The organism is Streptomyces sp. NPDC037401 (genome assembly GCF_055602345.1).
In genome coordinates this window covers 83557-108906 of record NZ_JBVJWO010000010.1, presented here as the reverse complement: position 1 = coordinate 108906, position 25350 = coordinate 83557, and the positions used below count along the sequence as shown (strand labels likewise).

At 72.8% G+C, this 25350-nt stretch carries 26 protein-coding genes; 12 read left to right on the top strand and 14 right to left on the bottom strand.

Translation table 11 applies throughout. The annotated features are described in order from the left end of the window. Positions 1-144: 144 nt before the first annotated feature. The 7 genes from ACZ7H1_RS12845 to ACZ7H1_RS12815 form a co-directional block, all read right to left on the bottom strand. Positions 145-1785, bottom strand: a complete 1641-nt coding sequence (locus tag ACZ7H1_RS12845; RefSeq protein WP_470786133.1) for a dipeptide ABC transporter ATP-binding protein — start codon at positions 1783-1785, stop codon at positions 145-147. Further along, positions 1782-2771 (bottom strand): ABC transporter permease, encoded by a 990-nt coding sequence (locus tag ACZ7H1_RS12840; protein ID WP_470786132.1) that lies wholly within the window; start codon positions 2769-2771, stop codon positions 1782-1784. Before ACZ7H1_RS12840 ends, ACZ7H1_RS12845 begins: the two co-directional genes overlap by 4 nt. After that, complete coding sequence (locus ACZ7H1_RS12835) at positions 2768-3754, bottom strand: ABC transporter permease (protein WP_470786130.1); 987 nt, start codon at positions 3752-3754, stop codon at positions 2768-2770. Before ACZ7H1_RS12835 ends, ACZ7H1_RS12840 begins: the two co-directional genes overlap by 4 nt. Next, positions 3751-5484, bottom strand: coding sequence for an ABC transporter substrate-binding protein (locus ACZ7H1_RS12830; protein ID WP_470786129.1), 1734 nt, complete (start codon positions 5482-5484; stop codon positions 3751-3753). The genes ACZ7H1_RS12835 and ACZ7H1_RS12830 overlap by 4 nt, the downstream gene beginning before the upstream one ends. Positions 5485-5717: 233 nt before the next feature. Then, positions 5718-5813 (bottom strand): Ms4533A family Cys-rich leader peptide, encoded by a 96-nt coding sequence (locus ACZ7H1_RS12825; protein WP_328968639.1) that lies wholly within the window; start codon positions 5811-5813, stop codon positions 5718-5720. A gap of 68 nt (positions 5814-5881) precedes the next feature. Next, positions 5882-7375, bottom strand: coding sequence for a DUF3152 domain-containing protein (locus ACZ7H1_RS12820; protein WP_470786127.1), 1494 nt, complete (start codon positions 7373-7375; stop codon positions 5882-5884). A gap of 8 nt (positions 7376-7383) precedes the next feature. After that, complete coding sequence (locus tag ACZ7H1_RS12815; protein WP_470786124.1) at positions 7384-8346, bottom strand: alpha/beta fold hydrolase; 963 nt, start codon at positions 8344-8346, stop codon at positions 7384-7386. A gap of 116 nt (positions 8347-8462) precedes the next feature. Between ACZ7H1_RS12815 and ACZ7H1_RS12810 the strand changes: the two genes are divergently transcribed. The 4 genes from ACZ7H1_RS12810 (at position 8463) to ACZ7H1_RS12795 (ending at position 10299) form a co-directional block, all read left to right on the top strand. Then, the gene (locus tag ACZ7H1_RS12810) at positions 8463-8681 is read left to right on the top strand and encodes a hypothetical protein (RefSeq protein ID WP_470786123.1); all 219 of its coding nucleotides are present in this window, start codon (positions 8463-8465) and stop codon (positions 8679-8681) included. Positions 8682-8808: 127 nt separating this feature from the next. Continuing rightward, the gene (locus tag ACZ7H1_RS12805; RefSeq protein ID WP_470786122.1) at positions 8809-9456 is read left to right on the top strand and encodes a TetR/AcrR family transcriptional regulator; all 648 of its coding nucleotides are present in this window, start codon (positions 8809-8811) and stop codon (positions 9454-9456) included. Positions 9457-9593: 137 nt separating this feature from the next. After that, positions 9594-9818, top strand: a complete 225-nt coding sequence (locus ACZ7H1_RS12800) for a DUF3107 domain-containing protein (RefSeq protein WP_470786120.1) — start codon at positions 9594-9596, stop codon at positions 9816-9818. Positions 9819-10005: 187 nt separating this feature from the next. Beyond that, positions 10006-10299: a hypothetical protein gene (locus ACZ7H1_RS12795; RefSeq protein ID WP_470786119.1), complete on the top strand. Its 294-nt coding sequence runs from the start codon at positions 10006-10008 to the stop codon at positions 10297-10299. A gap of 142 nt (positions 10300-10441) precedes the next feature. Here the strand turns inward: ACZ7H1_RS12795 and ACZ7H1_RS12790 are convergent, their stop codons facing one another. Next, the gene (locus ACZ7H1_RS12790) at positions 10442-11278 is read right to left on the bottom strand and encodes a ferritin-like fold-containing protein (RefSeq protein WP_470786118.1); all 837 of its coding nucleotides are present in this window, start codon (positions 11276-11278) and stop codon (positions 10442-10444) included. A 459-nt stretch (positions 11279-11737) separates the two neighbouring features. On the opposite strand from ACZ7H1_RS12790, the gene ACZ7H1_RS12785 reads away from it, so the two are divergent. Both ACZ7H1_RS12785 and ACZ7H1_RS12780 read left to right on the top strand, forming a co-directional pair. Beyond that, entirely contained in the window at positions 11738-13462 is a 1725-nt protein-coding gene (locus ACZ7H1_RS12785) for a DEAD/DEAH box helicase (RefSeq protein WP_470786117.1), read from the top strand. Positions 13463-13544: 82 nt separating this feature from the next. Continuing rightward, the gene (locus ACZ7H1_RS12780; protein ID WP_470786116.1) at positions 13545-14429 is read left to right on the top strand and encodes an alpha/beta fold hydrolase; all 885 of its coding nucleotides are present in this window, start codon (positions 13545-13547) and stop codon (positions 14427-14429) included. Positions 14430-14508: 79 nt separating this feature from the next. On the opposite strand, the gene ACZ7H1_RS12775 is transcribed toward ACZ7H1_RS12780, so the two are convergent. Beyond that, positions 14509-15405: an NYN domain-containing protein gene (locus tag ACZ7H1_RS12775; RefSeq protein WP_470786115.1), complete on the bottom strand. Its 897-nt coding sequence runs from the start codon at positions 15403-15405 to the stop codon at positions 14509-14511. Between the two features lie 170 nt (positions 15406-15575). Between ACZ7H1_RS12775 and ACZ7H1_RS12770 the strand changes: the two genes are divergently transcribed. Further along, complete coding sequence (locus ACZ7H1_RS12770; RefSeq protein ID WP_470786113.1) at positions 15576-15728, top strand: hypothetical protein; 153 nt, start codon at positions 15576-15578, stop codon at positions 15726-15728. Positions 15729-15838: 110 nt separating this feature from the next. Here the strand turns inward: ACZ7H1_RS12770 and ACZ7H1_RS12765 are convergent, their stop codons facing one another. From ACZ7H1_RS12765 to ACZ7H1_RS12750, 4 genes are all read right to left on the bottom strand, one after another. Further along, positions 15839-16444: a MarC family protein gene (locus ACZ7H1_RS12765; protein ID WP_470786112.1), complete on the bottom strand. Its 606-nt coding sequence runs from the start codon at positions 16442-16444 to the stop codon at positions 15839-15841. A 95-nt stretch (positions 16445-16539) separates the two neighbouring features. Next, entirely contained in the window at positions 16540-17406 is an 867-nt protein-coding gene (locus ACZ7H1_RS12760) for a PHP domain-containing protein (RefSeq protein WP_470786111.1), read from the bottom strand. Positions 17407-17648: 242 nt separating this feature from the next. After that, on the bottom strand, positions 17649-18293 hold the full coding sequence (locus tag ACZ7H1_RS12755; protein ID WP_470786110.1) for a DUF6758 family protein: 645 nt from the start codon (positions 18291-18293) through the stop codon (positions 17649-17651). A gap of 103 nt (positions 18294-18396) precedes the next feature. Next, the gene (locus tag ACZ7H1_RS12750; protein ID WP_470786108.1) at positions 18397-18981 is read right to left on the bottom strand and encodes a suppressor of fused domain protein; all 585 of its coding nucleotides are present in this window, start codon (positions 18979-18981) and stop codon (positions 18397-18399) included. A gap of 428 nt (positions 18982-19409) precedes the next feature. Between ACZ7H1_RS12750 and ACZ7H1_RS12745 the strand changes: the two genes are divergently transcribed. Then, positions 19410-20522, top strand: coding sequence for a magnesium and cobalt transport protein CorA (locus ACZ7H1_RS12745; protein ID WP_470786106.1), 1113 nt, complete (start codon positions 19410-19412; stop codon positions 20520-20522). 17 nt (positions 20523-20539) lie between these two features. Beyond that, on the top strand, positions 20540-21055 hold the full coding sequence (locus ACZ7H1_RS12740) for a hypothetical protein (RefSeq protein ID WP_470786105.1): 516 nt from the start codon (positions 20540-20542) through the stop codon (positions 21053-21055). Between the two features lie 62 nt (positions 21056-21117). Here ACZ7H1_RS12740 and ACZ7H1_RS12735 read toward each other — a convergent pair whose 3' ends face one another. Then, positions 21118-21906, bottom strand: a complete 789-nt coding sequence (locus tag ACZ7H1_RS12735; protein ID WP_470786103.1) for a hypothetical protein — start codon at positions 21904-21906, stop codon at positions 21118-21120. A 169-nt stretch (positions 21907-22075) separates the two neighbouring features. Here ACZ7H1_RS12735 and ACZ7H1_RS12730 point away from each other — a divergent pair, with 169 nt between their 5' ends. From ACZ7H1_RS12730 to ACZ7H1_RS12720, 3 genes are read left to right on the top strand one after another with little or no spacing between them, the layout of a single operon-like run. Further along, positions 22076-23347, top strand: coding sequence for a magnesium transporter MgtE N-terminal domain-containing protein (locus tag ACZ7H1_RS12730; protein ID WP_470786101.1), 1272 nt, complete (start codon positions 22076-22078; stop codon positions 23345-23347). Between the two features lie 55 nt (positions 23348-23402). Continuing rightward, positions 23403-24005, top strand: a complete 603-nt coding sequence (locus tag ACZ7H1_RS12725; protein ID WP_470786311.1) for a DUF1003 domain-containing protein — start codon at positions 23403-23405, stop codon at positions 24003-24005. A 42-nt stretch (positions 24006-24047) separates the two neighbouring features. Then, positions 24048-25208 (top strand): Mrp/NBP35 family ATP-binding protein, encoded by a 1161-nt coding sequence (locus tag ACZ7H1_RS12720; RefSeq protein ID WP_470786099.1) that lies wholly within the window; start codon positions 24048-24050, stop codon positions 25206-25208. Positions 25209-25350 lie beyond the last annotated feature (142 nt).

The window sequence follows — 25350 nt, the reverse complement described above, 5'->3', positions numbered from 1 at the left end:
TCCCCCCCCCCCCCCCCCCCCCCCCCCCCCCCCCCCCCCCCCCCCCCCCCCCCCCCCCCCCCCCCCCCCCCCCCCCCCCCCCCCCCCCCCCACCGGAAGGGGTGAAGACTCGTAACTTTCGGGTACCGGCGGCGTTCCGCCGCGCTACGCGGGGATGCCGACCGGCTTGCCGCGGGCCGCACGCCGGTCCGCGGCCAGCTCCGGGTCGAGCGCCGGCACGGCGTCGAGCAGCTGTCGGGTGTAGGGGTGCTGCGGGTTCCCGTACACCTCGTCGACCGGGCCCTCTTCGACCACCCGTCCACCCTGCATGACCGCGACGCGGTCGCTGACCTGGCGGACCACCGCGAGGTCGTGGGCGATGAAGACGAGCGCGATGCCCAGTTCCCGCTGGAGCTCGGCGAGCAGCTCCGTGACCTGGGCCTGGGTGGTGACGTCGAGGGCCGAGACGGGTTCGTCGCAGACGATCAGGCGGGGGCGGGGGGCCAGCGCGCGGGCGATGCCGACGCGCTGGCGCTGCCCGCCGCTGAACTCGTGCGGGTAGCGGTCGTAGTGCTCCGGATCGAGTCCGACCCGCTCCAGGAGCCCGCGCACCCGGTCCCGTACGGCCCGCTCGTCGAGCTCCCCCGCCGCGCGCAGCGGGTCGGCGACGGACTCGCCGATGCTGCGGCGCGGGTTGAGGGAGGAGACCGGGTCCTGGAAGACCATCTGGACGCCGGCCGCGGGCGCGCCGTCCGCACCGCCCCCGCCGTCCGCGCCGTCGTACCGCACCAGGCCGCCCGAGGGCTCCAGCAGTCCGACCAGCATCCGGCCGAGGGTGCTCTTGCCGCTGCCCGACTCCCCCACGATGCCGAGCGTCTCGCCCGCCCGGACGGTCAGGCTGACCCCGTCCACGGCGTTCACCCGGTCCCGGCCGCGCCCGAACTGCCGGCGCAGCCCGAAGGCCTCCACCACCGGTTCGCCCCCGGCGCTCCGCCGCGGCGCCCGCGGGCCGTCCAGCCGGGGCACCGCGGCGAGCAGCGCACCGGTGTACGGCTCCCGGGGCGCGGCGAGCACCGCGCCCGCCGGCCCGTGCTCCACGGCCCGCCCGTCGCGCATCACGAGCAGCTCGTCCACGCTCTCGGCGGCCACGCCCACGTCGTGGGTGACCAGCAGCAGCCCGAGCCCGCGCTCCTCGCGCAGCCCGTACAGCAGGTCCAGGATCTGGGCCTGGACGGTGACGTCCAGCGCCGTGGTCGGCTCGTCGGCGATCAGCAGCCGGGGCTCGCAGGCCAGGGCCATGGCGATGAGCGCCCGCTGCCGCATGCCGCCGCTGAACTCGTGCGGCCGGGACCGGGCGCGGCGCACGGCGTCCGGGATGCCCACCCGGTCGAGCACCTCGACGGCCCGGGCGCGGGCGGCCCGGCGGGTGACGTCCGCGTGGATCCGGTACACCTCGGCGATCTGGTCGCCGACCGCGTAGTACGGGTCGAGGGCGCTGAGCGGGTCCTGGAAGACCATGGCGGCGGTGCCGCCGCGCAAGGCCCGCAGCTGCGCCGGGCCGGCCGTGTCCACGTCGAGGCCGCCGACGCGGACGGTCCCGCCGCGCCGGGCGCCGGTGCCGTGGTGCAGGCCGAGCAGGGCGGCGGCGACGGTGGACTTGCCGCTGCCGGACTCTCCGACGATGCCGAGGGCGCGGCCGGGGGCGAGGGTGAACGACAGCGCGTCCACGGCGCGGACGAACCTGCCGTCCTCGCCGACCGGGAAGTCCACGGTGAGGTCCTCGACCTCGATGAGCAGGTCGGTCACGTCAGGGCAACCCTTCGGTCCGCGAGGGCGTGGAGGAGGTCGGCGAGGGCGCCCGCGATGACGACCGCGGTGCCGATGACGAGGACGACCCCCACCACCACGGGCAGGTCGACGACGCGGACGCCGTCGATGAGGGCCTTGCCGAGTCCGGGGATCCCGAAGAGGGACTCGGTGAGGACGGCGCCGCCCATCATGGTGCCGAGGTCGACGGCGCTGAGCGCGATCACCGGCGGTACGGCGCCCCGCAGGGCGTGCCGGGTGACCACGGCCCGCTCGCCCACGCCGTAGGCGCGGAAGGTCCGGATGTGGTCCTCGGCCAGCGTCTCCAGGGTGGAACTGCGGGTGAGGCGCGCGTATTTGGCGCTCTCGAAGAAGCCGAGGGCGACCCAGGGCAGCAGCAGGTTCCAGGCCCACTGTTCGGGGTCCTCGCCGAAGGCCACGTAGGTGGGGAAGGGCAGCCACTGGAGGTGGGCGCAGACCACCATGAGCAGGAGCAGGCCCAGGATGAAGACGGGCGTGCCGGTCCCGGCCAGGGTGAAGACGGTCAGCGCACGCTCGGTGAGCCCGCCGCGGCGCAGTGCGGACAGCAGTCCGGTGCCGACGCCGACGACGAGCCAGATGACCAGGGCGCCGAGTGCCAGCGAGAAGGTCGCGGGCAGCCGCTGCAGGATCAGCTCGGTGACCTGCTGGTCGGTCTGGTACGAGAAGCCGAGGCAGGGCGCGTTGCAGTGCAGCACGCCGGTGCCCGCCGAGTAGTCGCGGCCCGCCACGAGTCCCTGGAGGAAGTGCAGGTACTGCGTGACCACGGAGTCGCCGAGGCCGAGCTGTTCGCGTACCTGCGCGATCTGCTGCGGGTTGCAGCGCTCCCCGCAGGCGAGCCGGGCGGGGTCGCCGGGTGCGAGGTAGAAGAGGCCGTAGACGAGGACGGACAGGGTGAGCAGCACCAGCAGCGCGCCGCCGGTCCGTTTGAGCACGTAGCGGGTCACGCGATGCGCTCCTTTCTGGTGCCGACCCGCAGCCGTCCGGCCTCGCGCGGGTCGAGCGCGGTGCGGACGGCGTCGCCGAGGACGGTGAAGGCGAGCACGGTGACGAAGAGCAGCCCGGCGGGCAGCAGGACGTACATGGGGTCGGCGCGGAACCACGTCTGCGCGGTGGACAGCATCTGCCCCCAGGACGGGGTCGGCGGCTTGACGCCGACCCCGAGGAACGACAGCGAGGCCTCGACCACGATGTTGACCGGCAGCAGGATCGCCGCGTACGTGATCACGGGCGCGGCGAGGGACGGGAGCAGCTCGCGCCGGGCGATGCGCAGCCTGCCGCTGCCGGCGAGCCGGGCCGCGTCGACGAAGTCGAGGCCGCGCAGGGCGAGGGCCTGGGCCCGCACGATCCGGGCGGTCGATCCCCAGCCGAGCAGGCCGATGATCAGGACCAGCAGCAGCGGGCGGGGGAAGTCGGCGGGGACCACGGCGGTGAGCGCGATGCCGAGGACCAGCATCGGCAGGGCGATCAGCACGTCGGTGAGCCAGCTGACGAGCGCATCCGTGAAGCGGCTGCCGAGCGCGGCGGCGAGGCCCGCGGCCACGCCGATGAGGATCTGCACGACGGTCGCGCCGAGGGCGACGAGCAGGGAGATCTGTGCGCCGTAGAGCAGCCGGGTGAACAGGTCGCGCCCGGTTCCCGGTTCGACGCCCAGCCAGTGGTCGCCGGAGATGCCCCCGAAGGAGCCGAGCGGCACTCCGCCGCGCGCCGAGTCCACGAGGTCGTCGTGGTAGGCGTTCGGGTCCTGGCCCGCGAGGTGGGCGAGCAGGGGCGCGGCGGCGGCGAGGAGGACGAGCAGGGCCAGGACGGCGCCCGCCGCGAGCGCCGAGGGGCGGCGGCGCAGCCGCTGCCGGACCTGGCGGGCGGCGCCCGCGGCGGGGGTGGTGATCCCGGCCGCGGGCGCCGCCTGTGCCTTGTGTGCGAGGGTCACTTGACGGAGACCTGGGAGATGTCGAGGACGCCGGTCCAGTCGCTGATCACGATGTTCTTGACGTCCTTGCCGACGAGCCGCTTGTAGACGGGGTGGAAGAGCGGGACGTCGAGGGCGAGCGCGCCGATCTTCTTGTCGAGGGCGCCCCAGCGCTTGCCGGCGGCCGCGAGGTCGGTCAGCTTGGCGATCTCGTCGATCTCGGCGTTGACGGCCTTGTCGTTGAGCTGCGCGTGGTTGTAGTTGGAGCCGTCGGCGACGATCTGCCGGCCGTCGAAGATCGGCGCGAGGAACGGGCCGCCGGACGGCCAGTCGGCGCCCCAGCGGGAGAGGAAGAAGCCGGGCGTGTTCTTGGCGTCCCAGCGGCGCTCGTTGAACGCGTTGTTCTCCAGGCCCTCGAGCTTGACGGTGATTCCGGCGGCGGCGAGGGCCTGCTGGACGGCGGTGGCGACCTCGGGGCTGGTCTGGCGGTTCTGTGCGGTGGAGTGCGTGAGCGTGACGGTGAGACCGTCCTTGAAGCCGGCTTCGGCGAGCAGCGCCTTGGCCTTGGCCGGGCTGCCGGTCCTGCCCGCCGGGAAGTGGTCGTACGGCGTGAAGCCGAAGGCCTCGCGCTCGGGCAGGAAGGTGGTCGCGGGCTCGGCGAGCGCGGAGCCGCCGGCGGCGTTGACGACGCTGGTGCGGTTGATCGCGTACGAGATCGCCTGGCGCACCTTCGGGTTGTCGAAGGGCTTCACCTTGGGGTTGAACGCGAGGTAGTTGACGTAGCCGAAGTGGCCGGTGCCGACGCGCGAGGCCAGTTCCTTGTTGTCCCCGATCTGGGCGAGCTCCGCCGGGCCGAGGTTGGTGTCGGTGGTGACGGCGGCCGCGTCGGCGCCCGAACTGGTCGACAGGCGCTGGTTGATGACGGCGGAGTCCAGGCCGGAGCGGACGTCGATCCTGTCCGGGTAGGCCTTGCGCTCCTCGTCGGTCTTCGGGTCCCAGTGCGGGTTGCGCTCCAGGACCAGCCGCTCGCCGTCGTTCTCGTTGGAGACGACCTTGTACGGGCCGGAGGAGACGGGGTGCTCCTCGTACTTGACGCCGGTGTCCTTGGCCTTGGGCACGGGGGCGAACTGGGTCTGGGTGGCGACGAAGGGGAACTCCCCCTCGGGCTTGCGGAGTTTGAAGACGATCGTCCTGGCGTCCGGGGTGACGATGGACGCGAGGCCCTTCTTGTCCTTGTATGGGCCCTGGTACGTGTCGCCGCCGACCAGCCAGTCGCGCAGGTACGGGGCGCCGCCGGACAGTTCGGCGGCGAAGGAGCGCTCGATGCCGTACTTGACGTCGGCGCTGGTGATCGGCGTGCCGTCCTCGTACTTCAGCCCGTCCTTGAGCGTGTACGTCCACTCGGTGGCGTCGGCGTTGGGGCGGCCGGTGTCGGTGGCGAGGTCCGGGACGACCTTGGTGCCCGCGGCGCCGTTCTCGCGGTTGCGGGTGGTCAGCGTGCGGAAGACGAGCGAGGGGACGTTGCCGCCGCCGGAGGTGTAGAGCCGGGCGGGATCGAAGTCGCTCTGCGCCTCGGAGTTGAGGACGGTCAGCGTGCCGCCCTTCTGCGGCTTGCCGGCGGCGGTTCCGGGCTTGCCGCTGCTGTTGTCCGCACCGTCCTGGGGCCCCGCGCACGCGGCGGCGCCCCCGGCCAGTACGAGGCTGACGGCGGCCGCGGCCACGCGGCGCGATATGAGGGACTGAGGACGCATGGGAATTGAACCTCTCGGCATGAAGGAATCCGGGGAAATGCACATCGGATGCCGCGCGAGGGGCCGCCACCGGCAATGCCGGGCGTCCGGAAAACGGAGATCACCGGGGACCTGGGAGATCCGGTGGATCCGTTGTGCCGGGAAACGCGAGGGCCGCACCTGCGGGCGTGGGATGCCCGGGCGCGGCAGAAGGCGGAACTCCGGAAAAGGGCCGACGCGCGCTCAGGCAGGCGTCAGCTACAGAAAATGTCGGCGACGCTGTGCGCGGTCACGCCGAGGAGCGCCAGCTCAATGGCGGCGCTCGCGGTGACGGCGTGGAGGTGCGACATGCCGAGAACAATTACCGATTACCGGACCCCTTGTCAACGCGGCAGCCCTGAGGTCGGCTCAAGGTCCGTCAATTGCCGGGATATACCCAGGGGTTGGGCTTGCACTTGATGCCGTTGATGTTCAGCGACTTCGTCTGCTGCTGCATGATGGGCGCGAGCGCGCCGGGCGTCTGGCAGTTGACGTGGCCGTGGTCCAGCCGGTGCCCGACCTCGTGGTTGATGAGCATCTGCCGGTACGCGAACATCTTGTCCGGGCCGAAGGTGTCCGAGCCCTGCGCCCAGCGGAACGCGTTGATCATGACCCGCTCGGTGGAGGCGGAGTCGCAGGACACGTTGCCGACGACGGTGTCGAGGTCGGACTTCGCGCACCAGACGCCGGTCGTGACGGGGCTCGCGAGCGTGATCACGAACTCCACCTCGCCGGAGGGCACCCGCTCGAAGGTCATCTCGCCGTCGTGGGCCCAGCTGCGCTTGTCGTTGAGGGTGCGCTGCACGGCCTCCGCGAACAGGGCGGCGTCCAGGCCGAGGCCCTTTTCCACGTCCACGCGGTAGCGCACGAGCCTGCCCTTGCCGGGGGCCTTGGCGACCCCGGGCACGGTGTCGAAGGTGCCGGGCCCCTTGAGCTTGGGGTCGATCGGGTACTGCGCGGACATCTTCTGGTCGTACGTCTTCTCCGGCGCGACCACGGGGACGGTCGTGCGCTCGGGCGCGGGCCGCTGCTCGGAGCGCGAGGCTGCGGCTCGGTCCTCGGCGCGCTGCCGCTCCTCGGCGGCGGCGAGCGCGCCGTTCTTCTCGTCCTCGCCCGTCACCTGACCGGCGACGACCACGGCGAGCACGGTGGTGACGACCGCGGCGGCCACCCCTGTGTACGTGCGGACCCCGAGGCGGCGGGCGGGCCGCTCCCCGGGGGCGGGGGCGGGGGCGGGGACCCGTACCCGGCGGTGCGATCCGGTGGCGGGGCCCTCCGGCGCGTCGTGCGGCGCGGGCCGGCGGGCCGCGGGAACCGCGCGCTCGGGCTCGGTGTCGAACAGCGACACGTCGTCGGCGAGGTCGGTGTCGGCGGCGCTTGGGGCGTCGGCCCACATCTGCGGGACGCCGAAGGCCGGGGTGTCGGTGCTGCGCGGCACTCCGCGCCAGTCGCCGTACACGCTGGGCTCGGGGTGGCCGCCGCGCACCTCGGGGGCGGCGACCCGGCCGCCGTACCCCTGGTGGGTGGCGGTGGGCTCGGAGGGCGCGAAGACGGAGGGCCCGGCGGCGCCGGAGAGCGCGGTGAAGGCGGGGAAGGCCCGGTGCGCCCCGGTCTCGGTGAACTCGGTGAACTCGGGGTACTGGGCGTGGGCGGAGTAGTCGGAGTGCTCCGGGTAGCCGGTGAACTCCGCCGCGGGGTACGCGTCGTACCCGGTGCGCCCCGCGTGGCCGGTGCGCTCGGCGTAGGCGTGCGGGGTGTCGTGCGCCGGGTGGGGGGCGTGCGCCGTGTGCTGCGCGTACTCCTGGTGTCCGGCCGGGGCGGGCGCCGGCTGCGCTGGCTCGGGAGCCGGGCCCTTGCGACTATGTCGTCCCACTGGGGCGCTCAGCTCCTGCCCGCGTCGCGGAGCAGGTCGCGGAAGGCGTCCGCAACGATCTCCGGGTACTCCATCATCGCCACGTGACCCGCCTCGGGCAGGGTCAGCAGCCGGGAGCCGCGGAAGGCCGCGGCGGCCTTCCGGGCCATGCGGTACGAGACCAGTCGGTCCCGGCCGCCGTAGACGAGCAGCGTCGGTGCGAGCACCCGCTCGGCCTGCCGCCACAGCCCGTGCTGGCCGGGCAGCGTGTAAGCGTCCACGATGCCCCGCGAGGAGCGGATCATGGCGTCCCAGAAGTACGGCAGCGCCAGCCGTCGCTCCATCTCCTCGACGGCGTGCGCGAAGGCCTCGGGCTCGATACGGGTGGGGTCGCCGTAACAGAGCGCCATCACCCCGCGGGTGCGCTGCTCCGCGGTCCAGCCGCGGGTGAGCCGGCCGAAGAGGCCGCCGACTCCGGGGAACGCGAGCAGGGCGGTCGGCACGGCGGTGGACTGCACCCGCAGCTCCGGGAGCGCGGGCGAGACGAGCGTCAGGGTGCGCACCAGGTCGGGGCGCGCGGCCGCGACGCGGGTGGTGACGGCGCCGCCCAGCGAGTTGCCGAAGAGGTGGACGGGCCCGCGGCCGCTCGCGTCGAGGTGGCGGATGACGGCCCGCGCGAGTCCGGTGACGGTGTAGTTGCCGTCGTCCGGCGGCGGGGAGTCGCCGAAGCCGGGCAGGTCGAGGGCCTCGCCGTCGACGTCGCCCTCGAGCTGCTGCATCAGCGAGGACCAGTTCTGCGAGGATCCGCCGAGCCCGTGGACGTACAGGGCGGGCGGCAGCCCGGTGACGGCCGGCGGCCGGGAGCGCACGGTGAGGGTCAGGCCGGGCAGCGAAACGCGCCTCAGCCGCTCTCCTTCGGCCACGCGCACGGCGGTCACCTGGGAAGTCACGGCAGCGGTGGCCCGGACGTCCGGCAGCTCGGTCGAAGACATGCGGCCAATGTTACGAGACGATCACGCGGGGACCCGTGTGTTCGCAGTCACAGGTACGCGTAGCGGCGTACTCGTTGCTCTCCTAGGCTCGTAGTGAGCGAAAGAAGGGGAGCCACATGACTGTCGACCCGACGGAGCCGGACACCTTCCAGGATCAGCTCCAGAAGGTGCTCGACGACGAGGCCCCTGAGGCGGACGCCGCGGAACAGCTCGCCGAGCTGCTCCAGAGCGAGGACGACCCGATTTCCGAGCGCGACCGGGACGGGTCCACCGAGGCGGACGCCGCCGAGCAGGCGCGCGTGGTCGTGCTGGACGACGAGGACGACTACCGCTGACCTGCCCCGTACCCGTGTCCGTAGACCGAGAAAACTCGGTCTCGACCCCCCAGATTCGGTTACCGAAAAGTACGATGGCGGGCGCGGCGCATAGCGCACTGTGTTCTTGAAGAAAGTGGGAGGCGGCGTGACAGCCATCGAGCAGACCGAGGCGGCGCGCCCGCGGGGCACGCGACTGCCGCGCCGAGCCCGACGCAACCAGCTCCTGGGCGCCGCCCAGGAGGTGTTCGTCGCGCAGGGTTACCACGCGGCCGCGATGGACGACATCGCGGAGCGTGCGGGAGTGAGCAAGCCGGTGCTGTACCAGCACTTCCCCGGCAAGCTCGACCTCTACCTGGCCCTGCTGGACCAGCACTGCGAGGCACTGCTCCTGGCGGTGCGCGGAGCCCTGGCCTCGACCTCCGACAACAAGCTCCGCGTGGCCGCGACCATGGACGCGTACTTCGCCTACGTCGAGGACGAGGGCGGCGCGTTCCGGCTGGTCTTCGAGTCCGACCTGACGAACGAACCCGCGGTGCGCGAGCGCGTCGACCGGGTCTCGATGCAGTGCGCCGAGGCGATCTCCGACGTCATCGCCGAGGACACCGGCCTGTCGAAGGACGAGTCGATGCTGCTGGCCGTGGGCCTGGGCGGCGTCTCCCAGGTCGTGGCCCGGTACTGGCTCTCCAGCGAGAGCCCGGTGGCCCGGGACAAGGCGGTCGGGCTGCTGACCTCCCTGGCATGGCGCGGCATCGCCGGCTTCCCGCTGCACGGCACGGAGGCCGGGCAGCACTGACCTGCAGCTCCGGGGCCGGTGCCGGTGTTCGCTCGCAGCGTTCGGCGGCGCCGCCGTGCCCGTCCCCTCTCCGGGCTAATGTGGTCCGCGTACGGCGCGGTACACCGCGCGACCTGGACCGTCGGAGGGACATAGCCGTGGAGGTCAAGATCGGCGTGCAGCACGCACCCCGTGAGATCGTGCTGGAGAGCGGGCTCAGCGCCGAAGAGCTCGAGAGCATCGTGTCGGATGCGCTGACCGGCAAGACTCAGCTGCTGTCGCTGACGGACGAAAAGGGCCGCAGGGTCCTGGTGCCGACCGACCGGCTGTCGTACGTGGACATCGGCGAGCCGGCCACGCGCAAGGTGGGCTTCGGCGCGTAGTCACGCACAAGTGGGAGAAACGGCCCGGCGGTTCGTCCGCCGGGCCGTTTCTGCTGCTCCGGTAGGTTTCCCCTGCGGCACATGGCACGACCGGAGCAAGCGGTGCCGGAAGAGGGTTGTGTTCCACGGGCATCGGGTAGGACCGCCTACGACCCGATTTGCCCTGACCGTGCGGGAGGGAACACACATGCTCGTGGAAGCACTCGGCTCGGCACTGCTCGGTCTCGCGCTGTCCTGGATCGCCGCGAGACGGCTCTCCGGCAGGCTGCCGTCCGCCCGCGTGGTGCTGGTCACGGGCGCGGCGGCCGGGGCCTTCGGCGGCTACCTCACTCACTACGTCCTGGGTCCGGGGCACTCCACGGTCGCGGGCTCGCTGCTGGGCGGCCTGCTGGTGGCGGCGGTGGTGGTGTCCCTGCTGCTGCGGCCCCCGGCCGCCCCGGCCCGCCGGCGCGGGCCCGTGTCGGTTCCGTCCGGCGGCTGACGGCCCGCCAGCATCCCGGACGCCACCGGCACTCGACGGCCACGGAAAGCGGCCCCGGCGGGAATCCACCGGGGCCGCTGCCTGCCGACGTGCTCGTGCGCCCGTCTGCCGGTGCGCCGGGCCGTGCCGTCTGCCCGTGCCGTCAGGCGGCGAGGCCGAGGGCGGCCATCCGCTTGGTGTGCGCCTTGGTGATGCGCGTGAACATCTCGCCGACGGCAGCCAGGTCGAAGCCGGCGGCCATCCCGTCGACGCCGCCGACGAGCATGGTGGACAGCGCGTCGCGCTCGGCGACCACGCGCTGCGCCTGCGACAGCGCCTCGCCCATCAGCCGGCGGGCCCACAGCGCGAGCCGGCCGCCGACGCGCGGGTCGGCCTCGATCGCGGCGCGGACCTTCTCGACGGCGAAGTTGCCGTGGCCGGTGTCGTCGAGCACGCCCAGCACCAGTGCGCGGGTGTCGGCGTCGAGGTGCGTGGCCACCTCGCGGTAGAAGTCACTGGCGATCGAGTCGCCGACGTACGCCTTCACGAGGCCTTCCAGCCAGTCCGAGGGCGCGGTCTGGCGGTGGAAGTCGTCGACGCCCTTGGCAAAGGGCTCCATGGCGGCGGTCGGCTCGGCCTCGATGGCAGCGAGCCGGTCGCGCAGCCGCTCGAAATGGTGGAATTCGGCGGAAGCCATCTTCGCGAGCTCCGCCTTGTCCGCGAGGCTGGGCGCGAGCTTCGCGTCCTCGGCCAGCCGCTCGAAGGCCGCCAGCTCGCCGTACGCGAGAGCGCCGAGCAGATCCACCACGGCTGCGCGGTACTGCGGGGTGGCGGAGGCCGTCGCCCAGTCCTGGGCGGCGATCCCGGTCGGCGCACCGGCGTCGGCGGGGGCCGTCACCGCCTTCGCGTGCTTCTCGGTGCCACCGGAGTTCTCAGGGTGCGCAGGGCTCTGAGGTTCCTCGGGGCCTTTGGGGTTTTCGGGGTCTTCAACGCTCGCCATGCCGGGAACAATAGCCCGCCCGGGCGCCACGGGAAGTGGCTGGTCAGTCACGCGAAACCGGACTCCCCGGTGAATTCACCCAACACAGCTGCGCGATTCCGGGGTACAGTGGTAATGCGCCTGCCGAATACTCGGCGGGCCATCCGAATGAGGATGCCCGGTCGGTGGCCCGATCGGCTCCAACCGACCGCCCTCGGTGTGGTGCGTACGTTCTTGCGTGCCGCCTCCCACGAGGGGCCCCCTCAGCGGCAAGAGCGCTTGAGCGAAGGCAGTGGTCCCGCGCAGCTTCGTACGAGCAGTACGGCAAAGCCAGGCACGGTAAGACCCCCCTCGCCGCCTCGGGCCGCGTCTCACAGAAGAGGCAGCACCCTGACTACGTTCCGAGAGCTCGGGATCTTTCCCGAGACCGCCGAGGCCCTCGAAGCCGTCGGCATCGTGTCCCCCTTCCCCATCCAGGAGATGACCCTCCCCGTCGCCCTCTCCGGCACGGACGTCATCGGCCAGGCCAAGACCGGCACCGGCAAGACCCTCGGCTTCGGCCTTCCGCTGCTGGAGCGCGTCGTCGTCCCCGCGGACGTCGAGGCCGGCCGGGCAACGCCCGAGCAGCTCACCGACTTCCCGCAGGCGCTCATCGTCGTCCCGACGCGCGAGCTGTGCACCCAGGTGACCAACGACCTGCTGACCGCGGGCAAGGTCCGCAACGTCCGCGTCCTGGCCATATACGGCGGCCGCGCCTACGAGCCCCAGGTCGAGGCCCTCAAGAAGGGCGTCGACGTGATCGTCGGCACGCCCGGCCGCCTGCTGGACCTCGCGGGCCAGAAGAAGCTCAACCTGTCGCACGTCAAGGCGCTCGTCCTGGACGAGGCCGACGAGATGCTCGACCTGGGCTTCCTGCCCGACGTCGAGAAGATCATCAACCTGCTTCCCCCGAAGCGCCAGACGATGCTGTTCTCGGCGACCATGCCGGGTGCGGTCATCGGCCTTGCCCGCCGCTACATGTCGCAGCCCACGCACATCCGCGCCACCTCGCCGGACGACGAGGGCGCGACGGTCGCGAACATCACGCAGCACGTGTTCCGCGCGCACAACATGGACAAGCCGGAGCTGGTTTCCCGCATCCTGCAGGCCGAGGGCCGCGGGCTGGCGATGATCTTCTGCCGCACCAAGCGCACCGCCGCGGACATCGCGGAGCAGCTGGAGCGGCGCGGCTTCGCGTCGGGCGCCGTCCACGGCGACCTCGGGCAGGGCGCGCGCGAGCAGGCGCTGCGCGCGTTCCGCAACGGCAAGGTCGACGTGCTGGTCTGCACCGACGTCGCCGCGCGCGGCATCGACGTCGAGGGCGTCACGCACGTCATCAACTACCAGACGCCGGAAGACGAGAAGACCTTCCTGCACCGCGTCGGCCGCACCGGCCGCGCGGGCAACAAGGGCACTGCCGTCACTCTGGTCGACTGGGACGACATCCCGCGCTGGCAGCTGATCAACAAGGCGCTGGAGCTCGACTTCCACGAGCCCGAGGAGACGTACTCCACGTCCCCGCACCTGTTCGAGCTGCTGAACATCCCCGCGGGCACCAAGGGCGTCCTGCCCCGGGCCGAGCGCACCCGCGCCGGCCTGAAGGCCGAGGAGCTCGAGGACCTGGGCGAGCCGGGCGGCCGCGGTGGCCGCGGCCGCAAGCCCGCCGCCGCGGTGGTCGAGGAGGAGCGCCCCGCGCGCACCCGCACGCCGCGTCAGCGCCGCCGTACCCGCGGTGGTGCGGAGGTCGCGGGCGAGGCCGTCGCGACGGAGGCCGTGGCCGCGGCCGCGGTCGTGGAGACCCCGGCTCCGGCCGAGGACGCCGCTGCCGAGCCGCGCAAGCCGCGCCGCCGCCGCACCCGGTCCGTCTCGGCTCCGGCCGCGGTGACGCCGGTAGCGGAGGCCCCGGTCGCCGAGGTCCCTGCGCCCGCGCAGGAGCCGGCCGCCCCGCGCCGTCGTACGCGTACCCGCAAGGCCGCCGAGGCCGTGGTGGAGGCCGCTCCGGCGGTCGAGGCCGCCCCTGCGGAGGCTCCGGTGAAGCCGCGCCGCACCCGCAAGGCCACGCAGGCTCCGGTCGAGGCTGCGGCGGCTCCGGCCGCCGAGGACGCCCCGGCCGCCCCGCGCCGCCGTACCCGCACCCGCAAGGCCGTCGAGGCCCCGGAGGCGTGAGCACCAGCCCGGTGGCCCGGTTCCCCCCTTCCGTGGGGGGAGCCGGGCCACCGGCGTGTTACGGGCCGGTAGGTTGTGCGGCATGAGCAAGCCGCCCCGCCTGACCCTGCCGCCGCGTGCCCGCGCCTACCGCCTCGGTACCGCGCGCGGCGAGTTCGCCGTCCACGAGGCCGGCGAGGCGGTGCACGGCACCGCCCTGCTGGTTCCGGGCTTCACCGGCAGCAAGGAGGACTTCATCGGCCTCCTGGAGCCGCTGGCCGGGGCCGGGTACCGCGTGGTGGCCGTGGACGGCCGCGGCCAGCACGAGAGCGAGGGACCGCGGGAGGAGTCCGCGTACGGGCGGGAGGAGCTCGCCCGGGACGTCCTGGCGCAGGCGGCCGCGCTGGGCGGCGGGCCGGTGCACCTGGTGGGGCATTCGCTGGGCGGTCTGATCGCCCGCGCCGCGGTGATCCGCGACCCGGCGGCGTTCGCCGGCCTCACGCTGATGAGCAGCGGTCCCGCCGCGATCGACGAGGCCCAGCAGGAGCGGACCAAGCTGCTGGTCGCCGCGCTGGAGGCGATGGGCGACGACATGCCGGCGATCTGGCAGGCGATGCGCGACATGGATCCCGATGACGGCGAAGCCGGCGGTGCCACGCCGGACGGCCCGGAGCTGGCGGCCTTCCTGCGGGACCGCTGGCTCGCCACCGTCCCGGAGCAGCTGATCGCGACGGGCCGGATCCTGATCTCCGAGCCGGACCGGGTCGCGGAACTGGCCGCCGTGGACCTCCCCAAGCTGGTCCTGTCCGGCGCCGTGGACTACGCCTGGCCGGTCCCGCAGCTGGACGACATGGCCCGCCGCCTGGGCGCCGCCCGGGTGGTCGTACCGGACACGGAGCACTCCCCCAACGCCGAGGCGCCGGAGGCGACGGCGAAGGCGCTGGCGTCGTTCTGGGGCTCCGCCGCCGCGAGCCGGACGGCCGGCTAGGGGTGTCTTGTGGATCCGCCCGATCAGCCGTGAGCCCGGCCTGATCCACAAGACACCCCCTGACCACCGGCCGGCCGGGTCAGTACTGGGCCTGGAGGTGGGTCCAGAAGCCGTCGCGCAGGGCGCGGCGGAGGTCGGCCTGGCCGCGCAGGGAGTAGTGGAGCATGGCCTCGGCCTCGACGAGCAGTTCCTGGTCGACGTTGCCGGGCAGGTACGGCCGGCCGGGGAGGAGCTCCGCCAGGGCCTCGCGGCCGCGCAGGGCGAGCCAGGTGGCGGCGATCCGGGCGCCGGTGAAGCGGACCTCGTCGCGGCCGGGGCGCGGCACGCCGTCGTTCTCCGGTTCGTACGGCACAGCGACCGCCTTGCGCGTCACGTACGGCTTGCAGAACTCCAGGTCGAAGACGCGCTGGCTGTCGACCTCCCAGAGCAGGGGATCGGCTTGATTGCGGCCGTCCACCGCCTCGATGCCCCAGAGGTGGACCCGGGCGCCGTAGCCCTGGGCGGCCTCGACGGCCGAGACCAGGTCCTCGTCGCCGCCGACGAGCGCGGCGTCGCTGATGGCCCGGTGCCGGGCGAGTGACTCCAGGTCGGTCCGGATGAGGGAGTCGACGCCCTTCTGCTGGTTGCTGGCGTTGAGGTTGCCGAGCCGTACCTTCACGTCCGGCAGCTCGGCGATCGACTGCTGCTCGGCGGTGTGGATGCGGCGGCGGGCGCCGTCGTACCAGTAGACGCGCAGCAGCCGGCTGTCCGCGAAGATCGTACGGGCCTTGTCGATGAACGCCTCGATCAGGCCCTCCGCGTCGAGGTCGAAGGTGCGCCGGTCCTCCGTCCCGGCGACGAGACGGCCGGCGGCCGCGTAGACGTACCCCGCGTCCACGAAGATCGCGTGGGTCGACGGGGTCTTGGCGACCTCCATGAGCATGCGCTGCAGCAGTTCGTTGGTCCGGTCGATGCGCGCGCCGAGGTGTTCTTCCATAACATTCTCATTGTGGCCGAGGTCACACGGGTCGTCGCACCGCCGCGATCCCCGCCCTGTCCGCCGACAATCTTTAGCTAATGAAAAAATTTCCTTAGCGTAGGGAATGTTTGCCCCCTACACTTCGTTGAGAGCTATGCAAGGAGCGACACCGACGAAGGGAGAAGCCGATGCGCTTCGAGATCTTGCGCCTGGACGACGTCGACGGGACCGCCGTGGACAGCACCGTCGTGGACGCCGCCTCCGTCAACCGGATCGTCCAGCAGGCCGCATCGATCGGCCAGCGGATCCTCATCCGGCCGGCCGCGACCGCCGCCCGCTGAGGGCATCAGACGTGAAACGCCCCCGCACCACACGGTGCGGGGGCGTTTTCGTCTGCGGACGGGCAGACGGGCGTCCGGGCCGGCCGGCGTACGGGACTACCGGGCGGGCATCACGCGCCGCGGACCACCTGCAGCACGCCGTTGATGATCTGCTGCACGGCGATGGCGGACAGCATCATGCCCGCGAGGCGGGTCACCAGCACGACACCGCCGTCCTTGATGACCCGGATGATCACCAGCGAGTAGCGCATCACGAGCCACAGCACCACGTGCATGGCGACGATCGCCGCCCACACCGACACCTGGCCCGAGACGCCGTCGGCCTTCTGCACCGCGAGGATCACGGACACGATGGCACCGGGACCGGCCAGCAGGGGCATGCCCAGCGGGACCAGGGCGACGTTGACGTCCTTGGTCTGCTTCGGCTCGTCGGTCTTGCCGGTGAGCAGGTCGAGCGCGATCAGGAGCAGCAGCAGACCGCCCGCGATCATCAGCGCCGGCACGGACACGTGCAGGTAGTCGAGGATCTGCTGACCGCAGAGCCCGAAGACGGCGATCACGCCGAAGGCCACGCAGACGGCCTGCCAGGCCATCCGGCGCTGCACCTTGGCCGGGCGGCCGGAGGTCAGCGCGAGGAAGATCGGGGTGATCCCCGGGGGGTCCATAATCACAAAAAGGGTGAGAAAGAGGGATCCGAAAACGGCAACGTCGAACACAGTGATGGCCTTGCAGGAAGAGTCGTACGAAGAAGGTGGGCGCGGGTGTGGCGCCTGGCGGGGAAGCCGCTGTCGAACGCGTCGAGAAGGGCCCGTCAGGCGCCGGTACGTCCGCCCGCGCCCGGCACCGGGAAGGCCCCGGTCGCACGGCGCGTGATCTCGCCGTAGATCTCGGGGTCGGTCGTGCACTCCCCGAGTCGGCAGGTCTTGCGGCTGCCGTGGTAGTCGCTGGACCCGGTGGTCAGCAGCCCGAGATCGGCCGCGAGCGAGCGCAGCCGCGAGCGGGTGTCCGCGTCGTGGTCCATGTGGTCGACCTCGATCCCGTCGAGGCCGGCCGCCGCGAGCTCGGCTATCGCGCTCTCCGGCACGACCTCGCCGCGCTTGACCGCGCCGGGGTGTGCGAAGACGGCTACCCCGCCGGCCGCCTTGATCAGGCGCAGCGCCTCGAAGGGGTCGAGCTCGTGCTTCTCGGCGTGGGCCCGGCCGCCGTCGGCGAGCCAGTCCGGGGTGAAGGCGTCGGAGACGCTGCCGACGACACCCAGCTCGACCAGCGCGGTCGCGATGTGCGGGCGGCCGACGGAGCCGTCGCCGGCGATCCGGGCCACCTGCTCCCAGGTGACCGGCACGCCGAGCGCCCGGAGCTTGCCGACCATCGCCTGCGCACGCGGGGTGCGGTCGTCGCGCACGAGCTCGCGCTCGCGGGCGAACTCCGGCTCGGCCGGGTCGAAGAGGTACGCGAGCATGTGCAGCCCGACGCCGTCGAGGCGGCAGGAGAGCTCGGCGCCGGTGACCAGGGTCAGGCCCTGCGGCAGGGCCGCGACGGCCTCGGCGTGTCCCGCCACGGTGTCGTGGTCGGTCAGCGCGACCACGTCCAGCCCGGCGGCTGCCGCATTGCGGACCAGCTCGGCGGGGGTGTCCGTACCGTCGGATGCCGTGGAGTGGGCGTGCAGGTCGATGCGCACGGCACGGCTCCAGGGGCAGGACGGAAGGGGGACACCTCAGGATACCCGCGCCCTCCGCCTGCCCGTGCCGTCGCAGGGCCGGGGCGCCGTCCGGGGGTCGGGGCCCGGGGACCGCGGCACGGCAGGTGGCACGGTCGGCGCACGGCAAGCGGCGCGGCAGGCGCACGGCAGGTGGCACGGCGGTCGGCACGGCAAGCGGCGCGGCAGACGCACGGCAGGCGGTGCGGCGGACGCGGGGTGGGTCAGCGGGCTTCGAGGATGCGGGGGCTCAACGCCCCGCACGGCAGCAGTTCGACCTCGGCCCCCGCGTCCCGCAGATCGGTCAGCACCAGCTCGTCGTACATCAGCAGCCCGGACTGCTCCGGCCACACGATCGCCCACAGCCACAGCCCCCGGGCCTCGCCCGCGAAGACCGCCCGGTCGTCCGGCGTGCTCGTGACGTGCCACAGCGGGGTGGGGCGGCCGGCCGCGACGACCTTGGCGTGGGGCGGGGCGGAGACGTTGATGAGCCCGCCCGGGTCCAGGCCGTCGATGCCGGCGTACCGCGCGCCGAGGCCCACGCCGAGCTCCTCCGCGACGAGCACCAGCTCCCCCAGGCCGCCGAGCGGTCCGGGGCCCGAGCAGGCTACGGCGGTGGCACGGCCGCCGCTGCGGTCGTCCCCGGCGCAGGCGACTCCGGTGAACAGCCATCCGACGGGCAGCGGCCACGGCATCCAGACGGGCACCTTCGCGCGGTTCACCACGACCGCGAGGCCTTCGACGCTGGGTGGGATGACCGGTTGCAGGGGCTGGACCGCGCCGTGGACCGCGCAGTGCCAGGAGTCGGCGAAAAGACCGGGCGCCCTGACCCGGCCACCGCACTTAGGGCAACTCGGTTCACCCCTCATAGGCTCCCACGCTCCTCCCCGGCCGCCGCCGCGTCAAGGGACGATCACCCGTCCGGATGCGATGCGTACCCCTCGTGGCCGCGCTCAGTCGGGGATCCGGGGGTCAGTCCAGGGACACGGAGGTGCGCAGCGGGTCGCGCAGGTCCGTGCCGCGCGCCAGCCAGCGTTCCTGAAGGGCGGCCGCCCCGTGCACCCGCTTCCACGCGGCCTCGTTCGGCGTCATGGGCAGCAGCGGCAGGAAACGCACCGGCTCCAGCGGCTCGTCGAGCTCCAGGTCCTCGACCAGTCCGCCGGGCTCGGCGACCAGTACGGAGCTGAACGGCGCACCCGGCCACAGCGGTTCGCCCAGGTCCAGCGAGGCGCCGGGGGCCACCACGAGGCCCTCGACCTGCGGTGAGGCGGCGAGGACCGCGAGCGGGCGCAGCACCTTGTCGGTGTCGGCGGCCCCGCCCCGTACCGACAGGACCAGTTCGGCCCGCGGCCCGCGCAGCGGGTCGGCGACCACGGCCGTCGGGTCGGCCATCGGCTGGCCGGACATTCCGAGGGTGGCGTACCGCACCACCTCGCCGTCGGTGAACCGCAGGACTTCGATGCGGTCGGTGCCGAGGAAGGTGACCGCGGCGCGCGCGTCGGGTTCGCCCAGCGCGGTGCGCAGCCGGGCCTCGACCAGTGCAAGAACTTCTGCCATGTCGTGAGCATAGAACTGCTATCGCCCGGGTAAAGGACCGGTCTTGACCATCTGTCGGCTGATAGTGTTGACCGCTGGTCGGGGCAGCGCGCAGAAGCGCCGTTTCAGTGCCCCGACGCGAGGACATCCCCCACGGGGGACCGGCCGGAGGAGGTGGGGCTGCGGTGGACCGAAGTCGATCGTGCAGTACCAATCGCTCTTCCGCGGGGTCCCGCCTTCCGGTCTGATCCGGTCCGATCCGGTCCGGCCCGGTTGACCTGGCCGCCTTGGGGGCCCGGTCGGCATTCCCTGCGACGGCATCCCGCACGACGAAGAGCGACGGCAGAACTTCTCCTCCCGCCAGTTCGTCCCGTCTTCCTCCCGTCCGCGCCGCAGCGGCCCGAGGATCTCCCGTCCGCGTGGCCGCACGCCGCGCGTAGGAGCCTGCCATGTCGATGATCCGTGACCTGCGCGCGGTGGTGCGTCCGTCGCTGCGCAAGACCAGCCCCTCCCACAGTGCGTACGACACCACCCGCGACCCCTCGGCCAGCAGCGCGGTCGTCGACTGCGCCGTCTACCGCGGCGGACGGCGGCTCCAGGGCGCCTGCCTGTCCCCGCGCGAGGCGATGCGCCGGGTGCGGGAGGACGGCGGCTTCGCCTGGATCGGCCTGCACGAGCCCACCGAGGCCGAATTCGAGGGCATCGCCGCGGAGTTCGGGCTGCACCCGCTGGCCGTCGAGGACGCGGTCCACGCCCACCAGCGGCCGAAGCTGGAGCGGTACGACGACACCCTCTTCACGGTCTTCAAGACCATCCACTACGTCGAGCACGCCGAACTGACCGCCACCAGCGAGGTGGTGGAGACCGGCGAGGTGATGTGCTTCACCGGCCGGGACTTCGTCATCACCGTGCGGCACGGCGGACAGGGCTCCCTCAAAGGGCTGCGGCACCGCCTCCAGGACGACCCGGAGCTGCTCGCCAAAGGCCCGTCCGCGGTGCTGCACTCGATCGCCGACCACGTCGTCGACGGGTACATCGCGGTCGCCTCGGCCGTGCAGGACGACATCGACGAGGTGGAGAGCGCGGTCTTCGCGGCCCCCGCGAAGGGCAGCCCGCGCGGGGTGGACGCGGGCCGGATCTACCAGCTCAAGCGCGAAGTGCTGGAGTTCAAGCGGGCGGTGTCCCCGCTCCAGCGGCCGATGGAGCTGCTGAGCGAGCGGCCGATGCGGCTGGTGGACCCCGACATCCAGAAGTACTTCCGCGACGTGGCCGACCACCTGGCGCGGGTGCACGAGCAGGTCGTCGGCTTCGACGAGCTGCTGAACTCCATCCTCCAGGCCAACCTGGCCCAGGCGACGGTCGCCCAGAACGAGGACATGCGCAAGATCACCTCGTGGGCGGCGATCATCGCCGTGCCGACGATGATCTGCGGGGTGTACGGGATGAACTTCGAGCACATGCCGGAGCTCCAGTGGCGCTACGGCTACCCGATGGTGATGGGGGCGATCGTCGGGATCTGCCTCACGATCCACCGGGCCCTGCGGCGTAACGGCTGGCTCTGACGACCTACCCTGTGCGCATGACTCTGAGCACGCTCGACCTGGCCCTCGTCGAGGAGGCCACCAAGAAGTCCGGCCTCATCTGGGTCCGGGGCACCGGGCCGGACCGGGCGCTGTGGCACGCCTGGGTCGACGGCGCGGCGCACGTCCTCGGCGACGGTCCGGGCGAGCAGCCCTTCCCGGGGCTCGCGGACGGCGGCACGGCCGAGGTGACGGTGCGCAGCAAGGACAAGGGCGGGCGGCTGGTCGCCTGGACGGCTGCCGTCACGGAGCTCGCCCCGTCCTCCGAGGCGTGGGCGTCGGCGGTGGCCGAGCTGAAGGGCAAGCGGCTGAACGCGCCCGACTCGGAGCAGATGACCGACCGGTGGGCGCGCGAGTGCCGCCTGCTGCGCCTGGAGCCGGTGTCCGTCGCGGGCGGGTTCCCCGGGGACTCGCTGGCCGCGGCCCCGCTGCCGTCCCCGGCGACGACCCGCCGCCCGATTCCGGCGGCCCTGCCGAAGCTGCTCCTCAAGCGCAAGCGCCGCGCCGGCCGCTAGCCGCCGACTGCCGGGGGCCGGCCTAGTCGCGGTCGGGCGGGCCTAGTCGCGGTCGGTCGGGCCTAGTCGCGGTCGGGCAGCTGGGGGCCGTAGTCGACGGTCTGGTCCTTGTCCGGGGGCGTCAGGGTGAAGGGCTTGTCCCAGTCCAGGAGCTCCACCACGCCCGCGCCGCCGGCCCGCTCCAGGCGCAGCGGGTACGGCGTGCCGATGAGCGCGACATCCAGCCGGCCGCCCGTGCCCTTGTCCGCGGTGACCTGGATGGTGCGGACCGTGCCCACCTTGCGGTAGGCGCCCTTCTCGAGCTTGCCGTGCAGGCCGAGCAACCCGTCGAGCAGCACGTCCATGTCGGTGAACCCGCGCAGCTGCTTGTACGAGGGGTCGCCCTCGGGCACCTTCACGTACTTGCCGCCGAGTTTGTCGGCGGCCGCCTCGCCCTCGCCGGGGGACTGCTCGCCGTCCGTCCCGGCGCCGTCCTCCGGCTCTTCACCGTCCTTCTCGTGGGCCCAGAAGGCCGCGTCCGCCTTCAGGTAGAGCTGGTCGCCGACCCGCAGCAGCTCGAAGGTGCTGCCGGTGGTCCTGACCTCGCCCGACGCGCCGTCCGCCTTGAGCTTCATGTCGAGGGTGAAGGACTTGCCCGCGGTGACGACGTTGCCCGAGAGCCTGACCGCGCCGGCCGCGGTCGCGGCCGCCCGCGCCTTGTCCTCGATCTGCTCGGCGGACAGCTTGCCCACGCCGTTCGTGCCCTCGTCCGGGTCCTCCCCGCAGCCTGTGGCGGCCACGGCGAGCCCCGCGCACAGCACGCCGACGAGAGCGGCCCGGCGGAGCCGGACGGCCGGGGGGAACACGATCACGGGCGGGCTGCCTCTCGTCTGGGCTCGGTGCAGCAGGCAGCGTACCGGGGCGGCTGCGGCACCGGACGCCCTGGTGGCCCCCTGTGCGCCCCCCACCAGGGCGGTTCCGGGCCGCACGGGCTAGCCTGAGAGCCCCACGAGGCGAAACGGTTCACAAGGAGGCGCACGGATGGCAGCAGGCGCCCCCCGGATCTTCGTCTCGCATCTGTCGGGAGTGCCCGTCTTCGACCCGAACGGCGACCAGGTCGGCCGGGTCCGGGACCTGGTCGCGATGCTGCGCGTCGGCGGCCGTCCGCCCCGGCTGCTCGGCCTCGTCGTCGAGGTGCTCAGCCGCCGGCGGATCTTCCTGCCCATGACGCGGGTGACGGGCGTCGAGTCGGGCCAGGTCATCACCACGGGCGTGGTCAACATGCGCCGGTTCGAGCAGCGCCCCACCGAGCGGCTCGTCCTGGGCGAACTGCTCGACCGCCGGGTGACGCTGGTCGCCGCCGGCGAGGAGGTCACCGTCCTGGACGTGGCCATCCAGCAGCTGCCGGCCCGCCGCGACTGGGAGATCGACCGGATCTTCGTACGCAAGGGCAAGGCCGGGGCGCTGCGCCGCCGCGGCGAGACGCTGACCGTGGAGTGGTCCGCGGTCACCGGCTTCTCCCTGGAGGAGCACGGTCAGGGCGCCGAGAGCCTGGTGGCGACCTTCGAGCAGATGCGCCCGGCCGACCTGGCGAACGTCCTGCACCACCTGACGCCCAAGCGGCGTGCGGAGGTCGCCAACGCCCTCGACGACGACCGGCTCGCGGACGTCCTCGAGGAGCTGCCCGAGGACGACCAGATCGAGATCATCGGCAAGCTGAAGGAGGAGCGCGCGGCCGACGTCCTGGAGGCGATGGACCCCGACGACGCCGCCGACCTCCTCTCGGAGCTCCCCGAGGACGACCAGGAACGGCTGCTGACGCTGATGCAGCCGGACGACGCGGCCGACGTGCGGCGCCTGCTGTCGTACGAGGAGAACACCGCCGGCGGTCTGATGACCACCGAGCCGATCGTGCTGCGCCCGGACGCGACGGTCGCCGACGCGCTCGCCCGGGTGCGCCAGCAGGACCTGTCCCCGGCGCTGGCGGCCCAGGTGTACGTGTGCCGGCCGCCGGACGAGACCCCGACGGGCAAGTACCTGGGCACGCTGCACTTCCAGCGGCTGCTGCGCGACCCGCCGTTCACCCTCGTCAGCTCGATCGTGGACACGGACCTGCCGCCGCTGCGTCCCGACGCCTCGCTGCCCGCGGTGACCAGCTACCTCGCCGCGTACAACATGGTCGCGGCGCCGGTCGTCGACGAGAGCGGCTCGCTGCTGGGCGCGGTGACCGTGGACGACGTGCTGGACCACCTGCTGCCCGACGACTGGCGCGAGACGGACTTCCACACCGAGGAGGCCGTACGTGGGCAGTGACCGCAGGCGGGACCAGGGCCGGGAGCACCGGCTCGCGGACCGGCTGGAGGAGCTGATGGAGCGGGCCCGGGAACGGACCGCGCGCTCCGAGTCCTCCGAGCGGGACGGGCGCGACGGCCGGGCGAAGCCCGCCGCCACCGGGTCGAGCGCCCTGTCGCGTCCCCGGGTGCGCCTGGACCTGCCGAAGGCCCCGCGGCGGGGACTGCTGCCCGAGTACGACCCGGAGGCGTTCGGCCGTACGTCCGAGAAGATCGCGCGCTTCCTCGGGACGGGCCGGTTCATCGTCTGGATGACCCTGGTCATCATCGTGTGGGTGCTGTGGAACATCTTCGCGCCGACGGCGGTGCGGTTCGACGAGTACCCGTTCATCTTCCTCACGCTGGCCCTGTCGCTCCAGGCGTCGTACGCCGCGCCGCTGATCCTGCTCGCGCAGAACCGGCAGGACGACCGGGACCGGGTCAACCTGGAACAGGACCGCAAGCAGAACGAGCGGTCGATCGCCGACACGGAGTACCTCACCCGGGAGATCGCGGCGCTGCGGATGGGCCTGGGCGAGGTCGCGACCCGCGACTGGATCCGCTCGGAGTTCCAGGACCTGATCAAGGAGATGGACGAGCGGCGGCTATTCCCGCACGAGAGTGACGAAGGCGACCGCTGACGGACTTTCCCGGGGCAGGCTACCGAGCCGTACCATCGGGACATGGCTACCGACACACCCTCCGCCGCCGTGCCCGAGCAGGACGCGATCCTGGATGCGCTGGCGACGGTCAACGACCCCGAGATCCACCGGCCGATCACCGAGCTCGGCATGGTCAAATCGGTGGAGATCGGCGAGGGCGGCGCGGTCGCCGTCACGGTCTACCTGACGGTGTCGGGCTGCCCCATGCGCGAGACGATCACGAAGAACGTCTCCGAGGCCGTGCTCAAGGTCGCGGGCGTCACCGCGGTCGACGTCACGCTCGACGTGATGAGCGACGAGCAGCGCAAGGACCTGGCGGCCACGCTGCGCGGCGGCACGGCCGAGCGCGAGGTGCCGTTCGCCAAGCCGGGTTCGCTGACCCGCGTGTACGCCGTCGCGTCCGGCAAGGGCGGCGTCGGCAAGTCCTCGGTGACGGTCAACCTGGCCGCTGCGATGGCCGCGGACGGGCTCAAGGTCGGTGTCGTGGACGCGGACATCTACGGCCACAGCGTGCCGCGCATGCTGGGCGTGGAGGGCCGGCCCACCCAGGTCGAGAACATGATCATGCCGCCGTCCGCGAACGGCGTGAAGGTCATCTCCATCGGCATGTTCACCCCGGGCAACGCCCCGGTGGTGTGGCGCGGCCCGATGCTGCACCGGGCGCTCCAGCAGTTCCTGGCGGACGTGTTCTGGGGCGACCTGGACGTCCTGCTGCTGGACCTGCCGCCGGGCACCGGTGACATCGCGATCTCGGTGGCGCAGCTGGTGCCGAACGCCGAGATCCTCGTGGTGACCACCCCGCAGCAGGCGGCGGCCGAGGTCGCCGAGCGCGCGGGCTCCATCGCCGTGCAGACCCACCAGAAGATCGTCGGCGTCGTCGAGAACATGTCCGGGCTGCCGTGCCCGCACTGCGACGAGATGGTCGACGTGTTCGGCACCGGCGGCGGTCAGATGGTCGCGGACGGCCTGACGAAGACGACCGGCGCGTCGGTGCCGGTGCTGGGCCAGATCCCGATCGACGTGCGGCTGCGCGAGGGCGGCGACAACGGCAACCCGGTGGTCCTGGCGGACCCCGACTCCCCGGCGGGCGCCGCGCTGCGGTCGATCGCGGGCAAGCTGGGCGGCCGCTCCCGCGGCCTGTCGGGCATGTCGCTGGGCATCACCCCGCGCAACAAGTTCTGAGGCTCTGAGGGCTCTGAAGGGTTCTGAGGGCTACCGGAAGGGGGGGGGGGGGGGGCGCGGGCCCCCCCCCCCCCCCCCGCCACCCCCCCCCCCCCCCCCACCCCCCCCCCCCCCCCCCCCTCCTAAGGAGGGACGCGACAAC

Bases quoted from the DNA above. Each gene is read 5' to 3' on its own strand.
- ACZ7H1_RS12745 (WP_470786106.1), top strand. From the start codon at position 19,410: ATGTCGATGATCCGTGACCTGCGCGCGGTGGTGCGTCCGTCGCTGCGC.
- ACZ7H1_RS12730 (WP_470786101.1), top strand. From the start codon at position 22,076: ATGGCAGCAGGCGCCCCCCGGATCTTCGTCTCGCATCTGTCGGGAGTG.
- ACZ7H1_RS12790 (WP_470786118.1), bottom strand. From the start codon at position 11,278: ATGGCGAGCGTTGAAGACCCCGAAAACCCCAAAGGCCCCGAGGAACCT.
- ACZ7H1_RS12780 (WP_470786116.1), top strand. From the start codon at position 13,545: ATGAGCAAGCCGCCCCGCCTGACCCTGCCGCCGCGTGCCCGCGCCTAC.
- ACZ7H1_RS12785 (WP_470786117.1), top strand. From the start codon at position 11,738: ATGACCCTCCCCGTCGCCCTCTCCGGCACGGACGTCATCGGCCAGGCC.
- ACZ7H1_RS12830 (WP_470786129.1), bottom strand. From the start codon at position 5,484: ATGCGTCCTCAGTCCCTCATATCGCGCCGCGTGGCCGCGGCCGCCGTC.
- ACZ7H1_RS12825 (WP_328968639.1), bottom strand. From the start codon at position 5,813: ATGTCGCACCTCCACGCCGTCACCGCGAGCGCCGCCATTGAGCTGGCG.
- ACZ7H1_RS12775 (WP_470786115.1), bottom strand. From the start codon at position 15,405: ATGGAAGAACACCTCGGCGCGCGCATCGACCGGACCAACGAACTGCTG.
- ACZ7H1_RS12755 (WP_470786110.1), bottom strand. From the start codon at position 18,293: ATGAGGGGTGAACCGAGTTGCCCTAAGTGCGGTGGCCGGGTCAGGGCG.
- ACZ7H1_RS12770 (WP_470786113.1), top strand. From the start codon at position 15,576: ATGCGCTTCGAGATCTTGCGCCTGGACGACGTCGACGGGACCGCCGTG.
- ACZ7H1_RS12725 (WP_470786311.1), top strand. From the start codon at position 23,403: ATGGAGCGGGCCCGGGAACGGACCGCGCGCTCCGAGTCCTCCGAGCGG.
- ACZ7H1_RS12740 (WP_470786105.1), top strand. From the start codon at position 20,540: ATGACTCTGAGCACGCTCGACCTGGCCCTCGTCGAGGAGGCCACCAAG.
- ACZ7H1_RS12815 (WP_470786124.1), bottom strand. From the start codon at position 8,346: ATGTCTTCGACCGAGCTGCCGGACGTCCGGGCCACCGCTGCCGTGACT.
- ACZ7H1_RS12750 (WP_470786108.1), bottom strand. From the start codon at position 18,981: ATGGCAGAAGTTCTTGCACTGGTCGAGGCCCGGCTGCGCACCGCGCTG.
- ACZ7H1_RS12795 (WP_470786119.1), top strand. From the start codon at position 10,006: ATGCTCGTGGAAGCACTCGGCTCGGCACTGCTCGGTCTCGCGCTGTCC.
- ACZ7H1_RS12810 (WP_470786123.1), top strand. From the start codon at position 8,463: ATGACTGTCGACCCGACGGAGCCGGACACCTTCCAGGATCAGCTCCAG.
- ACZ7H1_RS12720 (WP_470786099.1), top strand. From the start codon at position 24,048: ATGGCTACCGACACACCCTCCGCCGCCGTGCCCGAGCAGGACGCGATC.